This window comes from Photobacterium aphoticum (genome assembly GCF_001029435.1).
Classification (GTDB): domain Bacteria; phylum Pseudomonadota; class Gammaproteobacteria; order Enterobacterales; family Vibrionaceae; genus Photobacterium; species Photobacterium aphoticum.
Map to the genome: position 1 here is coordinate 265,438 of NZ_LDOV01000025.1, position 16,686 is coordinate 282,123.

Genomic DNA, 16,686 nt, shown 5'->3' on the forward strand with positions numbered 1-16,686 from the left:
GCTTATGCTCCCTGTACCGCTTGTTTTTTCTCGTTCATGGCGGTCATGCTGATACTGAAGACAATGATCAAACCGGTGACAACCGTGTGCCAGTATGAAGGGACACCCAGCAGTGTGAGGCCGTTTTTGACAATGGCCAGCAGGATCACACCCAAAATCACACCAAACAGGGTACCTTTACCGCCGGTCATGCTGGTGCCGCCCAAGACTACCGCCGCCAGTACGGTCAGCTCAAAACCCATCAGAGAGTTAGGGGCCACAGACTGGGTAATTTGGGTTTGTACCACAGAGGCAATACCGGCCAGTGCGCCCATGTAGCCGTACACAAACAGGTTGATACCAAACAGGTTAATACCGATACGGCTGGCCGCATCCGCGTTACCACCAACTGCATAGATCTGGCGGCCCAAGCGGGTTTTTGACATCAAAAAGGACGTCAGCGCAATCATCGCGATCAAGGTGAGGATCGGCAGTGACAGACCGTAGTCGTACCCATCGCTACCGGTGAAAGAGAAGATCTCAATGCCATCCATGAACCAATCCGGGAAACCGTACAGCCATTCGCCGTTGCTAAAGTAAATCAGCAGGCCAAAGAACACGTTCAGGGTCGAGATGGTAATGATGATGGCCGGTACCTTGAGTTTGTAGACCAAGGTGGCGTTAATCATCCCCAACAGCACGCCGACGACCGTGGCAATGGCAAAGGCAATCATGAAGTTGCCACCGATGTTCAGGATGTAGGTGGCCGCGACATATTGCGCGATCGCCGCTGTAGCCGGGAACGAAATGTCAATCCCGCCGGCAATCAGTACCACAAACAAGCCACAGGCCATGATGCCCAGCAAGGCAGAGCTGACGGACATATCAAAGACATTGCCCAGTGTCAGGAAGTCTTCTGAGGTCATGCTCAGTACGCTGACAATCAACACAATCATCAATGAGAGATAAAACTCATGGCGTTTGGCAAAGGTCGCCAATGCGCCCTGAAATTGATTAAGCATTGACGGCCTCCATAATTTCTTGCTCGGTAGCGTGAGTGGGGTGGAAGTCATGAGTAAAACGTCCTTCTTTCATCACAATGACGCGATGGCTGTTGTAAAACACTTCTGGAATTTCATCACTGACCATAATGATGGCCATGCCTTGTTGCGCGAGATCTTTGGCGATGTTGTAAATGGCTTCTTTGTTCGCCACGTCCACACCGACCGTTGGGGAGTCCAGAATCAGCACTTCCGGCTCCGCCGCAATCCATTTGGCGATGGAGATACGCTGGGCGTTACCGCCCGACAGGCTGGTGACCGGCAGTTTGGGATCCGCCACTTTGATCGCCAAAGAAGAAATCAAGGTCTTCACTAAGCGATTGGCACGGATGTGATCAAGAAAGCCGGACGGTTTGCGCAGTCGTGGTAATACCGACGCGGTAATGTTGTCCTGAATGGCTTGCTCCATCACCAGACCGGTCGACATGCGGTCTTCCGACACATAGCCAATGCCGTGCGCAATGGCATCGCGGTTAGAGGCAAATTGCACGCGCTGGCCATTGATCAGGATGTCGCCACTGTCTGGTTGGGTCATGCCAAACAGCGCCATGCACAACTCGGTGCGTCCTGCGCCCAGCAAGCCAGTGATAGAGACGATTTCGCCGGCACGGACCGAGAATGAGATGTCTTGGAACTGGCCCTGCTTGCTCAGGTTGTTCACGGCCAGCTTCACATCGCCGTTTTGGGCGTAAGCAGGCAGAGGGGTGAATTCAAAACGCTGGCCGGTCATCAGGAAGGCCAATTCGTCACTGTCGACGTCGCTGGCTTGATAGGTGCCAATCGTGCGGCCATCTCGGATCACCGTAATGCGATCGGAGATTTCCATCACTTCATCCAGCTTGTGGCTGACAAAGACCACGGTGACGCCTTTGGCTTTCAGATCGGCGACCACGTTAATGAGGTGATTGACTTCGGTGCGGGTCAATGAGGCGGTCGGCTCATCCATGATCATCAATTTGGCATCGGACGCCATGGCACGACAAATCGCCACCAACTGGCATTCGGCAATGGAGAGTTGCTCAACACGCTTGTGCAGTGGCAGGGTCACGCCGACTTTGGCCATCGCTTGTACGGCGATATCTTCGATGCGTTTTTGTTGCACCAAGCCTTTGGTCCATTCAACGTGATCTTGAATGGCGATGTTTTCTGCCACGGTTAAATTCGGGAACAAGGACAGATCTTGATAAATAACCTGAATGCCGTGCTCAATAGATTGTTGCGGATTGAGGCGCGCGTAGCGTTTGCCACCCAGAATGATTTCCGCCCCTTTCTCTGGCGCATGAACGCCGGAAATGACTTTAAATAGCGTACTTTTGCCGCAGCCATTTTTTCCCGCTAAGCAGTGTACTTCACCTTGATTGAAAGTAAGGTTAATACCATCCAGAGCCTTCACAGAGCCAAAGTGTTTCGACACCTGCTTCAGGGTAATAAAAGGAGTACCAGACATGAGAATTACCAGACGTTGAAGGGCGGCGTTGCACCGCCCTTAATGTGAGAGAACGTGCCCAAGTGTGTTAAGCGCTCGCCGATATGGCAGCCTTAACGGGGCGGGGTTATCCCCTTGAAGGAATTAGAAACCCAATGCGCGCGCGTTGGTTTTATCCACTTCGAGGATCTTGTTGAATTTGATGACGCGTTTTTCCTGATCGATGTCGGCATCACCCAGGCCTGCTACCGTCACACCTTGTGCAACATTTTTGCCTTCCAGCATTTGCTTGGCGACGGCGACCATGGCGTAACCCGCATCCGCAGGGTTCCATAGGTAGCCTTTGTCGATTTCACCACGCATCAGGTAAGGGGCCGCTTGGCTTGGCATCAAAATACCGACCACGCTCATCTTGTTCTTGGCGCGCTTTTTCTTGATCGCTTCACCGGCACCGATACCGCCCAGTGAGCCGTAAGAGACGATCCCCGTCATGTCCGGGTGCGCTTTCATCAGGTCATTCGTCGCGGCGTATGACTGATCAATGCTTTCTGCCACCGGCATACGGCTCGTCACTTCGTACATGTCAGGGTACGTTTTCTTCTGGTAATCGATGGCTAAGTTTGCCCAGTTGTTGTGTAGCGGCACGGTCAGTGAGCCGACGTACACCGCGTAACCGCCTTTCTCACCCATGTTTTTCGCTAACTCATCCATGGTGGCTTTGGCATACGCTTGGTTGTCGATGGTTTCGATATCCCAATCAGCACCGTGACCATCTGGTGATTCGTGAGTCAGAACGATGATGCCTTTTTCACGGGCTTTTTTGAAAACAGGCTCAAGCACGGTCACATCGTTAGGCACGACGGTGATGGCATCCACACCTTTGGCAATCAAGTCTTCGATGATTTTGACTTGTTGTGCTGGATCGGGTGTTGAAGGGCCAAGTTGATGGGCGTTAACGCCAAAATCGGTTGCTGCTTGTTCAATCCCTTTGTTCATTTGGTTGAACCAAGGAATGCCGGAGACTTTTACCACGTTGACGATTTCATAATCTTTTGCGTGAACGCCAGTGGCAGCAAGTGCGAGAGTCAAAGCCGCCGCTTTAAAAAAGACCTTTTTCATTTTCATCAATCTTCTCTTTGTTATGGGTAGGGTATGGCGAGTCGATGGAGAAATGGTAAGGCGTGCTTGGCGAGTTTTTTCGACCGTTGGGGTAAATCTGTGATAGCGGCACATTAATGATAAATCTGATGGGAAAATGCGTTAATGAGGCGTTAATTGGTAAGTGTTACGAAATCTACCTTCATGGAAAACGGGGTTTGTTAACGATGAGGCAATAAAAAATAACGTAGTGGTAACGCGTTATGGGCTGGAGGCAGGACGTTGTCTGCCAATCGCAGGAAAATGACATCTTAGTGAGTGATTTATTATTAAATCTAAGATCTTTGCACGAATTTCGACAAAAAAAAGACAGTCTGAAAGCGTGTTATCGTTCATCTGGTGCGCGCGCTCGGCGGAGAATTTGTAATTTTTATCCGTTATTCTGTTGGTCCAGTTACAGGTTGCTCAAGAAAAAGCACTGAGGGTGCTCAGTGCTTTTTGGTGTGTGTTTGGGTTAGTTTTCCTCTTTGGGATGTAAAAGTATCAAACTCATAATGCCCAGTAAGACCGCAACGAAAACGGAGCTAAATCGCACCAAATCATCTGATATTGCGCTGATATTGGTGGAGGTCATACCGTAGAAAACCAGTACCACATAGCTTGAAAACAGTAACTGAATGGAGTTGTAACTGGCTTTTTTTGATACCGCATGTATCCCCATAAATAAAGCGCTGACCACCGCCGCCCCTAAGGTGCCGATGAGGTTGACTTGCAACACACTCATGACCAGAGGGGGGATCGCATATAACACGCTGGCGTATGTGGTCAGTAACCGTCTCAGACCATAATCTTTACCAATGCTGGGGTCGGGATCTTTGATGATCAACGCGACAATAATGGTAATGATCGTGCTCTGCTCCAAATTTAATTGGATCGTACATACCATCATAATCATGATGATGACCGCTTTGGCGAGGGTCTGCCAATCAAGCAAATATTTCGTTGTGGATACGGGCGGTTCGACGTTCTCTGCCAGCGGTTCTCCGCCCGGGAAAAGAAAGTACGCCAAGTAAGCGGTAAAACCTGCAACAAAGATATTCTTGAGAAGCGCCATCGGGATCTGCTCTACGCTGATCCCTTTTTGCTGCGTGAAGACGGCGATCATGGCTGTCGATACGATAAGCAATATGGCGAACACATCTTGCGGGTTTTTCTTAGTGCGTTCCATGCACCAATAAAATACCCCGAACAAGAATAAATAGTACACCTGCGGGTAATCGATTAATAAGCCGCTCACCACCGCTTGAACCCAAGCGGTGATAAAGAGGATGCCGCCCATGATCAACACCATGATAAGTGGTGGTGGCTCATGCGTGGTAGTCAGAAATACCGCGCACATGGCCGGAGCCAGTAAGGGTAAGTCCGTACCGAATACGTATTGCCAAAAGAGCAACAGAATAGGGAAAACCGCAACTCGGATGATTGGGTTGCCGGCACTACGATACATAACTGATATAGCTCCATGCCCAGACCCATAGGTCTAGTAGCCTTTCACCGATATAACTTTCATTCGGGTAGAAACCGACGACCGCGCGGCCGCTGTATCTTAAATCAAGGTTGCTAGGTAACGTTGAAAACTCAATATTAACGGGAAAACGCTGCGCTTTAGGGGCGTTTGTGGGTGAGGCCATTAAACCATTACTGGCGTCTACGGATAAGCTGCCGTTACCGCTGCTTCCCCAGCCGATAGAGGAAATTTTGCCTTCAAAGACGTCGCCTGGGTAGGCATCAAAAACGATTTTGACGGTGTTCCCTGCTTTTAGGTGTGCGAGAGAGTTTTCTCTCACCATGGCTGTCAGCCAGAGGTGATTATGGTTAATGAATGTCAGCAGGGGCTGTCCTGCGCCGGCATAGTCACCAACCGCCACATTCATATTGGTGATCACACCGTCTGCGGGAGCGACGAGTTTAGTATGATTGAGGTTAAGCAGTGCTTGTTCTTGCTTGTTTAACACTGCTTGAATCTCTGGGTTGTCGATATCTCTGGGACCAAATTCTTGTTTGGCTTTATCTAACGCGGCAGACGCTTGAGCAAGACCGGCTTGCGCAGTTTCCAGTTCAGCCATGATATTGTCCATCGTGGCTTGGCTGATCGTGCCTCTTTGGGCTAACACGCGGTTACGTTCGACATTCTTTTTGGCGTTGTTGACTTTTACTCGCGCTGCCACTTCATTGGCTTTGGCGACATTAATCGCGGCAGAATCGGCCTCATAAGACTGCGCAGCCTGTTGTAAATCAAATCGTGCGGCTTTGACAGCCAGCTCAAACGGGCGAGGGTCAATCGTGACAAGGGGATCACCCGCTTTGACGGCACTGTTATTCATCACATGGACCTGTGAAATCGGCCCTGACACTTCCGGGCTAATGCGGATCACCTGTCCGTTGATGCGCGCTTGATCGGTCATCGGGGTCATGCGATCGGCCCACAGGGTATAGAGCCAAACAACCAGCACGAGGGCAAAAATACAGTAAGTGAAAGAACGCGCTTGATGAATTTTTTTATTGTCTTGCGCTGGGTTCGTTTCGGTATGCGCTTCTGGCATTACGGTTTCCTTTATTTAGTGCTTCTGCTGTGCGAGCACATTAACTTTTTTATAGATGAGACTTTTCTTTGTGCCGACTTCGACCAATACACTGATACAAAAAGCAAATAGACCCACTAAGGTGACGGCACTGGATGGTGAAACCATCACTTCACCGATGCATTTGGTCCAGATGATCGCTAAAGCAACAAACCAACCGAATAAGGTGGCAGCTTGAGTTAGCGCAATGGGGATAAGATGCCTGAAAAAACCGGTTGGTATTTGGCTGAGATGTTCAGGATGTGTTTTCTTTAATTGCTGAATGAATAATGCGGAGGTAATGAGCGACAAAATAATCCCTAGGCCAAAAGTAAGAGAAATGGCTTGCCCCCATACGGTTACTTCTGAATTGGAAATCATATTGAGTGACATTGGTACGCTTTTCATGCCTTTGAAATGGTAACTGGCAATATAACCATTGATGGCACCATTAATGGCACCGCCAAACAATGCATCTTTTATTTTTATTTCCACGTGTTAATGCCTAATCGATTTTTATCAGGCACAGCATTATATGACTTAGCCTGCTACTAGGTGGCGATCAGTTTTGAAAAGTAAGAATGCACGGTATAACTCTGTGACTTCAGTGTGTTGAAATGCGGCCTTGAAGGCGCTTGAGTATACAATCTCTGTGTTAACCCTGACATAAATATTAGATTTGAGAATGAAGATTAATAAAGTGCTAAAAAGCATAAACAGAACAAATAATTTTATTTATTTAACCTTGGCATTAGTGACGTTGTTGATCTCCGCCTCTCTTATTCAGGTCTTACAAGGGCATATTATAGCGTATCTTTTGCAGAGCATTATCGTTTTTACTTTCATTGTGTGTTTTATGAGCTTGCATTGTGATCGGAAAGGGGGGCATTTTTTATTAGGGATCGTGGTGGTTTGGTTAGGGGCGGCAGCGATCAAACATGCGTTATATATCAATAACATGGATGTTTTCATGCTTGCTTTAATCTTTGTTTTCTTTTTCAGCCTTTTTAAGGCATTAGTGAAGCAGATATTGTTTTCGGGGGAAATAGATACCAACAAGTTAGTGGGTTCTATGGCATTGTTTTTGTTACTGGGTTTAATGTGGGCGATTGCTTATCTCATTGTATTAGAGTTTGATCCCACATCCTTTTCCGGCCTACAAGCAATGGCTTGGGAAGAGAACTTTTCAAATAGTGCTTACTTCAGTTTTGTTACACTCACCACTCTGGGTTACGGTGATATTAGTCCGGTGACGCCGATAGCCAAAACCCTGGTTTATTTAGAGTCTATTGTCGGTATTTTCTATATGGCTGTTGTGGTATCCAGTTTAGTCAGTTCTAACTTTGAGCGCAGAGCACACAAAAAATAAAAGCCCAGCGCAATGGCCGGGCTTGGTGTTTTGAACGATCGATGTTGCCTTTGTGTTTTATCAGGTTATAAGCCTGAACCGGATGCGAGTCCGAACAAGGGCGAATTTAGCTCTTAACGGGCTTCAGATCCAACACGTGCAGCAAACGCTCTGGAGTGCCTTCCCATGGCATTGGGCGGCCCTTGGCGTTGTCTTTGGTCCACCAACCGGTGAAGCGCTGGGTGTTGTACTGGTAGAAGTTAGAGCCAGAGATCACCGGTACGGTCACTTGATTTTCCGCGATCATACGTTGGATCTGGTGGGCGATTTCCATTTGCTTATCGCGCTTGTCTGTTTTGTAGAAATCATCCAGTAGCTGGTCTAGCTTCGGATCACTCCAGAAGTGCATGGCAAAGCGTGGCATGCTTTCCCCGCGCTGCAGTTTAGAGTGGTAGCCGCTGCTCCAGTACTTGTGCGGTGTTGGCCCATGGAAGTAGTTGGTAAAGGCGATGTCGTAACCGGCTTTTTGCATGTTGGTGTTGTACACCGCAAAGTCAGGGGTACGAACCTGTACGCGAATGCCTACTTCTTCTAACTGCTCAGCAGATAGGATCACCACGTTGTTGAAGTCAGTCCAACCGCCCGGTGATTGAATGTCTAATGTGAGCTGCTTGCCTGATGGGGTTTCTACAAAGCCGTCGCCGTCACGATCCACAAAGCCCGCTTTTTTCAGTAAGGCTTTCGCTTCTTTCGGGTTGTAAGTCATGTAAGGGCGGAACTGGTTGTGGACTTTTTCATCTGACCAAGCTTCAAACGCGTAACCCAAGCCAGAGGCAAAGTCGTTCAGTGTGCCGTTACCGTAGTTTGCCACATCAATCACGGTCTGGCGGTCCAGCGCCATTGAGAAAGCACGACGGAAGTCGACATTGTTCAGCGCTTCACGCTTAACCGGATCGCTGTTGTCGAAGTTGAACATGAACGATTGGGTACCCGCAGCGGTGTACCAGTAGCCGTGATGCTTCGATGCTTTCAGGAAGGTACTTTCGATATCCGGAACGAAGGAGCCGCCCCAGTCTACTTCGGAGTTCACGAGTGCTGCCAGTACTTGGTCGTTGTGGTTGTACTGTGGCACACGCAGACAGTCGACCTCTAGGTTGTCGTTATCCCAGTAATGCGGGTTACGACATTGCAAGAACAGGCTTGGGGTAAAGCGCGGTACTTCGGTAAACGGACCGGTACCGACAGGGTTTTCGTTTACAAAGGTCGTTGGATCTTTGATTTTTGCCCACACGTGTTCTGGCACCACAGGGATCAGGGAAATTTCGTATGCCGCGTTGGTGTTGATTTCCGTGAGGTGGAAGGTGACTTTGTCGCCGTCAGCGATGACTTTGTCGATCAGCTTGTTAACGCCACGGTCATCCAATGCCGGTGTTTTTTTCAGGTTATTAAAGGTGAAGGCCACGTCTTTCGCGCTGAACGGCTTGCCATCAGACCATTTTACGCCGTCACGGATCTCAAAGGTGATGCTTTTCAGATCGTCACTGAAGTGGTAGTCAGTGGCCAAACGGAACTCCGGCGTGTTGCCTTTGAGTTCATTGAAGATCACCAACTGCTCATAGATGAAGTCACGCGCCGTGTGCAAACGGCCTGGCAGGTAAGGGTTGAAGTTACGCACCAAGGTAGGGTTATGGTTCGGGATAATGGTCACTTGCGACATCTTATCAACGTCAGTCGTTGCTTGGGCCATTCCCGCGACAGACATGCCCACCATGGCCGCCAATAACGTGATTTTTTTCATCGGTTTCTCTCCTGTGATCGTCAGGCGCGCGATAAGGGTACAAAAGTGAAATGCGCGCACTGGAACGATAGAAACGAAAAAGAAAAGTACTTTCGTCCCTATCATTCATGATGAAAAAGCGATTAAAAAATGGTCAATGCAAAAATTGCGGTGTCTCGTCTGGCACTAATGGTTGTGAGCGACAATTTGCTGTGTATCACCTCTTGGGGTGACAACGGTTTTGCGGGGCATTCGGCATGATTCAGGCGAAAAATGGCGAGAATTTGTGCTGATGCAAACAGATTTTTCCTGATGAGTGTGCTCTCTGCCTGGCAGATGTGGTCAGAGTCTAAAAATCACCGCTTGGTCGGCATGAAATGATGACCACCTACGCCATTGCATGGAAGTGTGATGCTGTTCATCTATCCTTTTTCTTCATTGTACCGCCTTGCTCTTTTCTTCTTATTTATCACATCGGATTACGTGCCTCGCTTGCTTTTATCCGCATCGAATGCGTTCACATGCGCTCCTTTTTATTTTCCTGCTGTTAAACAATATTCGCTCTCGCTTCCGCGTTGAGGGGGAGAGGGCGTTGAAGATGGGCTAAAGACGGGACTGAACTCGGAATGAGCGTGCCTTGGCGCATTGCCTTCTGAGGGCTTTAGCACTCTCATTAACAGAAGCCTCATTTATTTGGTGCAACAGGATGGGAATTTGCACGATAAGCGTGCATCTCTGTCATGGAGAAAGAGGGAACAACGGGTGTGAGAGGTGGAAAATAAGGCGTGAAAAGGGGCATCGAAAGAAAAATGTTGCGCGATGCATGGCGTCTTGATGTCGCATGAAATCACCGTTAACTGACTGAGTGCACAATAAAGCCAGCCCGTCGTCATGTGGGAAAGGGACGGAAAAAAGAGGGGGGGATGGCGAGAAGAGGGCGCGTTCAGAGAGAGATTGGCACTGTCTTTGCTGGGTTATATGGGGAGTCGCTGTCGTCATGACACTCTGTTGTTCAGATAGCGGCTCAGGTAGAGAGCAAAAAGGGACAGGTCGCGTGGCATTCGTTGGCGTCGGGTGGGGTGAACCGGATCTGCTGACGGTGTGGTGAGTGAGGCCATTCGTGCCACGTGTCCTGTTCCCGCCCGTCTCCTGTATGCCGGTAAAGCCAAAGAACAAGTGAGCTGGATGCAGTCATGTGGTTGATATTACGCACGAGGTGAAATGATGAAAGTCTCTTCTTTACAGGCAGCATCACCAGCAACGCCCTCCACATCCAGGCTGTGGCAAACCATCTGTGCGAAGCAGGACTTACCGCCGCATGCGGGTGTGTGCGTGCGTTTGAATGAGCGTCATGTGGCGATTTTTTTCTGTGCCCGAACGGGGGCCTTGTACGCAGTCGATAACTTTGATCCGATCGATAAGACCAGCGTGTTGTCGCGGGGGATCATCGGTTCTATCGGTGAAGAAGCCGTGGTGGCATCGCCATTGTTCAAACAGCACTTTAATCTCAAAACGGGTCAATGTTTAGAGCAGCCAGACATTCAACTAAAAACCTACCCGATCCGTTGCCACGAGGGTTTAGTGCAAGTGGCAGTGTGATAAGCGCGCTAAACCTCAGGCCCCCTTCATACCTTTTGTTTATTTATTGTGTATCTGTTGAGTGATCGATTTGCCCTCGAAAGAGGGCATTTTTTTGTCTGCTCATTCGTCAGCAAGAGGATGGGGTGATGTCGCTAACGCTTAAAACATCAGTGAGACAGAGTGGATTCAGTGTTTCCTCCCGTAAACGCAAATTGTTGCCTTGTTGTTAAAAATTTGATCGATTTCAAAGTTCCCGGGTTGCAAAAATCACGTAGCACGTTTTTTTGTCCCAGATCAATTTGTTGCACACTTTTCAGGTGTTAGGGTTCCCATCAGGTAAGAAAAAGTTGGCTACCTGCATGCTGATATGAGGCGAATGAACGGCCTTTATATCGGTCAAAAAATAATATTGTGTTTGAAAGATAAGGAGAAATCATTATGAGCAGCGCGTTTTTCATTCCGACAGTCAATCTGATGGGAGCCGGTTGTTTGACGGAAGCCGTAGATGCGATTCAAGCCCATGGATTTAAAAAAGCCTTAATTGTGACCGATAAAGTGCTTAGCCAAATTGGTATGGTACAGCAGGTGGCGGACTTACTGACGGCTCGTAATGTGGCCAGTGTTGTTTTCGATGGTACACAACCGAACCCGACAATTGATAATGTCAGAGCCGGTTTGGATTTATTGCACACCCAGCAATGTGATTGTGTGGTCTCGCTGGGGGGTGGCTCACCGCATGATTGTGCCAAAGGTATTGCGTTGGTTGCCGCAAACGGGGGCGAGATCGCGGACTATGAAGGCGTAGATCAGTCGGCCAAGCCACAGTTACCCCTGATTGCCATCAACACCACGGCAGGTACGGCCTCTGAAATGACCCGTTTTTGTATCATCACGGACGAAGCGCGCCACATTAAAATGGCGATTGTGGATAAGCACACCACACCGCTGATGTCTGTCAATGATCCTGAATTGATGCTGGCAAAACCGGCTTCACTCACGGCGGCCACAGGGATGGATGCGTTGACTCATGCCATTGAAGCGTATGTGTCGACGGCCGCGACGCCGATCACAGATGCGGTCGCCATTAAAGCGATGGAGCTGATCCAGGCGCACCTGCGTACGGCCGTGAACGAAGGGCAAAATATTGCAGCCCGTGAGCAAATGGCTTACGCGCAATTTATGGCGGGCATGGCGTTTAACAATGCCTCGTTGGGGTATGTGCATGCCATGGCGCACCAGTTGGGTGGCTTCTATGATTTGCCGCACGGGGTGTGTAATGCGGTATTGCTGCCACATGTACAGCGTTACAACGCGCAAGTCTGTCCGGCACGATTACGTGATGTGGCCAAAGCGATGGGCGTGGATGTCACGGGCTTGAGTGAGGAAGCCGGCGCAGAGGCGGCACTGGTTGCCATTCAAACGTTGTCGCAGGATGTCGGGATCCCGGCCGGTCTGACTGAACTGGGGGCGAAAGAAGAAGATATTGCGGTATTGGCCGAGAATGCCCTGAAAGATGCGTGTGGGTTTACCAATCCGAAGCAAGCGACCCATGATGAGATTGTTGCGATTTTCAAAGCGGCCATGTAATCCGGTCATGCCCCTTTCATATTGCCTATTCACAATGGTGATGTCAGCCACGAACGCGTCGCTTCGGCGATAAACCGCTGATAGTGCGACGACGGGTCGCACTCTTAACCACCATTTTGCGCCCATCGCTGGGCGCTTTTTTTGTTTGACTCTTGATGATGTTGGCTTATTGGGTTGTGGCTTACAGCAGCGGACTGAACATATAGAAGAACTGTTCAAACAATTTATTGGCGATAGGGCGGTCATGCCAGGTCTTGGCATCGACCGGATGAGAATCGGCAATGTATTGTTGCTGCAACCAACTCAGTTGCTGGGTAAATTCCGCATTGTCGACCGCCAAGGTTACTTCAAAGTTGAGCCACAAGCTGCGCATATCCAGATTCACCGTGCCGATCAAACAGTGGTTACCGTCAATCACCACCGATTTTGTGTGCAGTAACCCGCCTTGGAAGCGGTGAATACGCACGCCAGCGGTCAGTAGTTCAGAGAAGAACGAACGGCTGGCCCATTCCACCATCAACGAATCGTTCTTATCCGGGATCACGATATCTACCGACACCCCGCGCTGCGCTGCGCCTTTCATGGCATGCAGCAGGTTTTCACTTGGAATGAAATATGGGGTGGTGATCACCACGCTTTCTCGCGCTTGGTAGATACTCAGCAGCAGCGTTTGGTGAATGATTTCATCGGGCATACCGGGGCCGGACGGGATCACCTGAATCATATCAGCGGCATCAACCGAGCTGGGTAACTGGCAATCTGGCAGTGTCGGCAGATGCCGTTCACCGGTTTCCACTTCCCAATCCCAGGCTTGGATAGAGTTCAGTACGGCCACTGTTGGCCCTGTCACGCGCACCATCACGTCGATCCATTGGCCGACGCCGGCATCGGTTTTGAAATACGCCGGATCGACCATGTTCATGGAGCCGGTATAAGCGATGTGGCTGTCGATCACGACAATTTTACGGTGCTGACGCAGATCCAAACGACGCAGGAACATACGCAGCGGGCTCACCGCCAAGGCTTCGACAATCTGGATCCCGGCATGGCGCATCAGTTTTGGCCAGTGGGAGCGGAAGAAGCGCATACTGCCTGCCGCATCCAGCAAAATGCGCACGTTCACGCCACGCTTGGCTGCCATGATAAGTGCTGTCGCCACTTCGTCGGCCAGTCCGCCGGGGTGCCAGATGTAGAACTCCATCTGAATCGCATGCTGGGCATCGTGAATATCATCAATCAAGGAGCGCAAAATAGTTTGCGGCGAATCTTGCAAGGAGAGGGTGTTGCCACTTAACGCAGGAATGCCTAAGCGGTTTTCACACAGATCATTGATCGGACGGGCATGTTCGGTCATCAGGTGAGGCTGGTGGCCGGGGCAGTCGGTAAGGCGCTGGAACCAGTCCTCATAAGGTTGAAACATGTCTTTGGCACGTTCAGCCCGTTTTTTGCCAAGGTTGAGTTCGCCAAACAGGATATAGGCGAACACCCCGCCAATTGGGATGATGTAGATGATCATCAGCCACGCCAGTGAGACACCGACGACGCGTCGCTTGAACACTACGCGCATTGTCACTGCTGCAATCATTAACCAGTAGAGAAACACACCGACCCATGTCAGTACTTGATAAAACTGTTCCATTCACGTTTGCTATTTTGGTGACATATTTCTCTATTCTGCATCGAAATGGCTGGAATACCAATGAATTCTCATAATGTTGGTGGTTTTGTGAACACGATAAGTCCTTTGAGTGGCAGGATTTTCCCGCTTGTACTCGCACGGTAGTCCAGGCTTGCGATCGTGAATGGATAAACAGAGGAAGATGGCACAGAGGTGCTTTGCATGGCGATGGGCGTAAGGAAGATGATAGCAACGGCGGTTGGGTATATACTCTGCCCGTTTTTGCTGATTGTTTAAATGAAATAGAGATCCCCTATGTTTACTTTGGTTTTCGAGCACCCTGACTTTCTTGTGATTGATAAGCATCCGGGGATCAGCGTGCACAAAGATGACAACGAGCAACCGCTGCTGGCGGAAGTGGCGCGTCACACGGGGGATGAAAAACTCTATTTGATCCACCGTCTGGATAAAATGACCTCGGGCTTACTGCTGTTGGGGCGTCACCATGATGCGGCATCACAGCTGTCGGCTAACTTTGCCCAGCGCGTGGTTGAAAAATACTACTTGGCCATTGGTACCAAAAAGCCGAAGAAAAAGCAGGGCGTGGTGATTGGCGACATGAGCCGTTCCCGTCGCAGCAGCTGGAAATTAGAAACCAGCCGTGAAAATCCGGCGATCACCCAGTTTTTCTCAACCGCTGGCGGTGACGGTCGCCGTTTGTTCCTGTGTAAGCCGCATACCGGCAAAACTCATCAAATTCGCGTGGCGCTGCGCAGCGTGGGTTCTGGGATCACGGGGGATGATATCTACGGCTGTGAAACGTCTGATCGTGGCTACCTGCATGCCTATGCGCTGCGTTTCCCGTATCAGGGGGAGCAGTGGCAGTTTGTGTGTCCGCCGACCCAAGGTGCATTGTGGCAAGGTGAAGCGGTACAAGCGGGATTGGCTGAGTGGCAGTCACCGTGGTCACTGAACTGGCCGGTGATTGCCGGTAAGTCTAAAGGCTAAATACGAGCGGGCGGTGTCGATAATCTATCGTTACCGCCTATTCAATCCGCCCGATTTCATAAGTCAGTACAGAAGTCGGTCTGTTCAATAAGCTGAACTGTACGAAAAGCAACCGCTACATAAAATCAGTGGTGATAAAAAGCGCAACTTTTCCACGATTTAGCAGTAAAAATAGGCCTTACTGATAAAGATCGCGCTAAAGACGGCATTTATTCATTTAAATTGCGTTTAATTGGGCGTTTGTTAACCGTTTGCCATTAACGGCGCGAGGAAGATCACTTATAATGCCCGTCTAGGATTCACCCTAGATCGAGGAAAACCATGCGCCTTACCCGTTCTGTATCGCTGCGTATGCGATTAAAGAAGAAAAAGAATAAAACACGTTTTTGGGGGCTGGCGTCATTTCGTCGACATCGGAAAATGGTTAAACAGCGTGCGCGCCGACAGCATCAGGGGCGTATGCAAGCCGAATATGTCCTGCTCGCTACTCACCGCCTTCCTGAGCAGGAACACCTCAAACTGATCGCGTAAATGCGCGTACTATCCTATCCACTTAACCTTAATCAATGCAGTACCGTGATGGAAATTAGTGCACTACCTACTTTAGAGCAACACCTGATGGCTGAGTTGGCCACACCGCCAACGGAAGTTCGTCGTCTTTTTCATGGTCGTGGCCGCTGCTGGCCGGGCTTGGAGCAACTTACGGTAGACTGGCTGTCGGGTCAGGTACTGGTGTCGTTGTTCAAAGAGCCGTCGGCTGAATTTTTGGTGGCATTAGAGCAGTTACTGGAAACCTTAGTGGCGTCTGAAACGTGGCAGCAGTCCGGTGCGACATCCTTGTTACTGCAACACCGTGACCGTGAAGGCGCGCCAATGGATGTCCTTTGGGGCGAATGCCGTGACTATCAGGATGTGGTGGAAAACGGGTTAACCTTCAAGTTGGATCTGGGGCGTAAGCAAAATAACGGTTTGTTCTTGGATATGCGTCTGGGCCGTGAGTGGGTGATGCAGCATGCCAATGGCAAGCGCGTGTTGAACCTGTTCGCCTACACCTGTGGTTTTTCTGTGGCAGCGATTGCCGGTGGTGCCGAGCACGTGGTGAATCTGGATATGGCGAAAGCGGCATTAAGCCGTGGCCGTGATAACCATCACCTGAACCAGCATGATCTGAAGAAAGTGAGTTTCTTAGGCCATGAGCTGTTTAAGTCATGGGGTAAGGTGCGCAAACTGGGTCCGTACGACATGATCATCATTGATCCGCCGTCATTCCAGAAAGGCAGCTTTGCGCTGACTAAAGATTACCAGAAAATTTTGCGTCGTTTGCCGGAACTGCTGACCGCAGAAGGGCAAGTGGTCGCCTGTGTGAACGATCCGGGTGTGTCTTCGTCGTTCCTGATTGAAGGCATGGCGACAGAAGCGCCGGAATTGCAGTACCAATACCGTTTGGACAACCCGCCAGAATTTAAGGATATTGATCCGGAAGGCGGCTTGAAGGTGCTGATTTTCGAGCGTCAGCCTCAAGGCTAACTTACCGATTCCAAAAAGAAAAACGCCAGCGTGATGCTGGCGTTTTTTTATGTCG

At 49.8% G+C, this 16,686-nt stretch carries 14 protein-coding genes; 6 read left to right on the forward strand and 8 right to left on the reverse strand.

Annotation, left to right across the window (positions count from 1 at the left end):
- Positions 1 to 2: 2 nt before the first annotated feature.
- The 6 genes from ABT58_RS14435 to ABT58_RS14460 form a co-directional block, all read right to left on the reverse strand.
- Positions 3 to 1,001, reverse strand: a complete 999-nt coding sequence (locus tag ABT58_RS14435; protein ID WP_047875115.1) for an ABC transporter permease — start codon at positions 999 to 1,001, stop codon at positions 3 to 5.
- Positions 994 to 2,487 (reverse strand): sugar ABC transporter ATP-binding protein, encoded by a 1,494-nt coding sequence (locus ABT58_RS14440; RefSeq protein WP_047875116.1) that lies wholly within the window; start codon positions 2,485 to 2,487, stop codon positions 994 to 996. Before ABT58_RS14440 ends, ABT58_RS14435 begins: the two co-directional genes overlap by 8 nt.
- A 123-nt stretch (positions 2,488 to 2,610) precedes the next feature.
- The gene (locus ABT58_RS14445; protein WP_047875213.1) at positions 2,611 to 3,585 is read right to left on the reverse strand and encodes an autoinducer 2 ABC transporter substrate-binding protein; all 975 of its coding nucleotides are present in this window, start codon (positions 3,583 to 3,585) and stop codon (positions 2,611 to 2,613) included.
- A 493-nt stretch (positions 3,586 to 4,078) separates the two neighbouring features.
- Positions 4,079 to 5,071: a DUF2955 domain-containing protein gene (locus ABT58_RS14450; RefSeq protein WP_047875117.1), complete on the reverse strand. Its 993-nt coding sequence runs from the start codon at positions 5,069 to 5,071 to the stop codon at positions 4,079 to 4,081.
- Positions 5,061 to 6,167 carry an HlyD family secretion protein gene (locus ABT58_RS14455; RefSeq protein WP_047875118.1) on the reverse strand — a complete coding sequence of 369 codons (1,107 nt, stop codon included), beginning with the start codon at positions 6,165 to 6,167 and terminating at the stop codon, positions 5,061 to 5,063. Before ABT58_RS14455 ends, ABT58_RS14450 begins: the two co-directional genes overlap by 11 nt.
- A 15-nt stretch (positions 6,168 to 6,182) precedes the next feature.
- The gene (locus tag ABT58_RS14460) at positions 6,183 to 6,680 is read right to left on the reverse strand and encodes a hypothetical protein (RefSeq protein WP_047875119.1); all 498 of its coding nucleotides are present in this window, start codon (positions 6,678 to 6,680) and stop codon (positions 6,183 to 6,185) included.
- Positions 6,681 to 6,870: 190 nt separating this feature from the next.
- Here ABT58_RS14460 and ABT58_RS14465 point away from each other — a divergent pair, with 190 nt between their 5' ends.
- Positions 6,871 to 7,554, forward strand: coding sequence for a potassium channel family protein (locus ABT58_RS14465; protein WP_047875120.1), 684 nt, complete (start codon positions 6,871 to 6,873; stop codon positions 7,552 to 7,554).
- Between the two features lie 106 nt (positions 7,555 to 7,660).
- Here the strand turns inward: ABT58_RS14465 and ABT58_RS14470 are convergent, their stop codons facing one another.
- Complete coding sequence (locus ABT58_RS14470) at positions 7,661 to 9,331, reverse strand: ABC transporter substrate-binding protein (RefSeq protein WP_047875121.1); 1,671 nt, start codon at positions 9,329 to 9,331, stop codon at positions 7,661 to 7,663.
- 1,203 nt (positions 9,332 to 10,534) lie between these two features.
- Between ABT58_RS14470 and nirD the strand changes: the two genes are divergently transcribed.
- Positions 10,535 to 10,909: a nitrite reductase small subunit NirD gene (gene nirD / locus ABT58_RS14475; protein WP_047875214.1), complete on the forward strand. Its 375-nt coding sequence runs from the start codon at positions 10,535 to 10,537 to the stop codon at positions 10,907 to 10,909.
- 420 nt (positions 10,910 to 11,329) lie between these two features.
- Positions 11,330 to 12,478, forward strand: a complete 1,149-nt coding sequence (yiaY, locus tag ABT58_RS14480) for an L-threonine dehydrogenase (protein ID WP_047875122.1) — start codon at positions 11,330 to 11,332, stop codon at positions 12,476 to 12,478.
- A 181-nt stretch (positions 12,479 to 12,659) separates the two neighbouring features.
- Here yiaY and cls read toward each other — a convergent pair whose 3' ends face one another.
- Positions 12,660 to 14,117, reverse strand: a complete 1,458-nt coding sequence (gene cls, locus ABT58_RS14485) for a cardiolipin synthase (RefSeq protein ID WP_047875123.1) — start codon at positions 14,115 to 14,117, stop codon at positions 12,660 to 12,662.
- Between the two features lie 294 nt (positions 14,118 to 14,411).
- Between cls and ABT58_RS14490 the strand changes: the two genes are divergently transcribed.
- The 3 genes from ABT58_RS14490 to ABT58_RS14500 all read left to right on the forward strand — a co-directional run bounded on the left by ABT58_RS14490 (position 14,412) and on the right by ABT58_RS14500 (position 16,631).
- Complete coding sequence (locus ABT58_RS14490; RefSeq protein ID WP_047875124.1) at positions 14,412 to 15,104, forward strand: TIGR01621 family pseudouridine synthase; 693 nt, start codon at positions 14,412 to 14,414, stop codon at positions 15,102 to 15,104.
- Between the two features lie 321 nt (positions 15,105 to 15,425).
- A complete protein-coding gene (locus tag ABT58_RS14495) occupies positions 15,426 to 15,635 on the forward strand; it encodes a hypothetical protein (RefSeq protein ID WP_047875125.1) in 210 nt (69 codons plus the stop codon).
- Between the two features lie 48 nt (positions 15,636 to 15,683).
- On the forward strand, positions 15,684 to 16,631 hold the full coding sequence (locus ABT58_RS14500; RefSeq protein WP_047875126.1) for a class I SAM-dependent methyltransferase: 948 nt from the start codon (positions 15,684 to 15,686) through the stop codon (positions 16,629 to 16,631).
- Positions 16,632 to 16,686 lie beyond the last annotated feature (55 nt).

Excerpts from the sequence above, each read along its gene's own strand:
- ABT58_RS14450 (WP_047875117.1), bottom strand. The coding sequence starts at position 5,071 with ATGTATCGTAGTGCCGGCAACCCAATCATCCGAGTTGCGGTTTTCCCT.
- ABT58_RS14495 (WP_047875125.1), top strand. The coding sequence starts at position 15,426 with ATGCGCCTTACCCGTTCTGTATCGCTGCGTATGCGATTAAAGAAGAAA.
- ABT58_RS14440 (WP_047875116.1), bottom strand. The coding sequence starts at position 2,487 with ATGTCTGGTACTCCTTTTATTACCCTGAAGCAGGTGTCGAAACACTTT.
- ABT58_RS14455 (WP_047875118.1), bottom strand. The coding sequence starts at position 6,167 with ATGCCAGAAGCGCATACCGAAACGAACCCAGCGCAAGACAATAAAAAA.
- ABT58_RS14435 (WP_047875115.1), bottom strand. The coding sequence starts at position 1,001 with ATGCTTAATCAATTTCAGGGCGCATTGGCGACCTTTGCCAAACGCCAT.
- cls (WP_047875123.1), bottom strand. The coding sequence starts at position 14,117 with ATGGAACAGTTTTATCAAGTACTGACATGGGTCGGTGTGTTTCTCTAC.
- ABT58_RS14490 (WP_047875124.1), top strand. The coding sequence starts at position 14,412 with ATGTTTACTTTGGTTTTCGAGCACCCTGACTTTCTTGTGATTGATAAG.
- nirD (WP_047875214.1), top strand. The coding sequence starts at position 10,535 with ATGAAAGTCTCTTCTTTACAGGCAGCATCACCAGCAACGCCCTCCACA.
- yiaY (WP_047875122.1), top strand. The coding sequence starts at position 11,330 with ATGAGCAGCGCGTTTTTCATTCCGACAGTCAATCTGATGGGAGCCGGT.
- ABT58_RS14500 (WP_047875126.1), top strand. The coding sequence starts at position 15,684 with ATGGAAATTAGTGCACTACCTACTTTAGAGCAACACCTGATGGCTGAG.
- ABT58_RS14445 (WP_047875213.1), bottom strand. The coding sequence starts at position 3,585 with ATGAAAAAGGTCTTTTTTAAAGCGGCGGCTTTGACTCTCGCACTTGCT.
- ABT58_RS14465 (WP_047875120.1), top strand. The coding sequence starts at position 6,871 with ATGAAGATTAATAAAGTGCTAAAAAGCATAAACAGAACAAATAATTTT.
- ABT58_RS14470 (WP_047875121.1), bottom strand. The coding sequence starts at position 9,331 with ATGAAAAAAATCACGTTATTGGCGGCCATGGTGGGCATGTCTGTCGCG.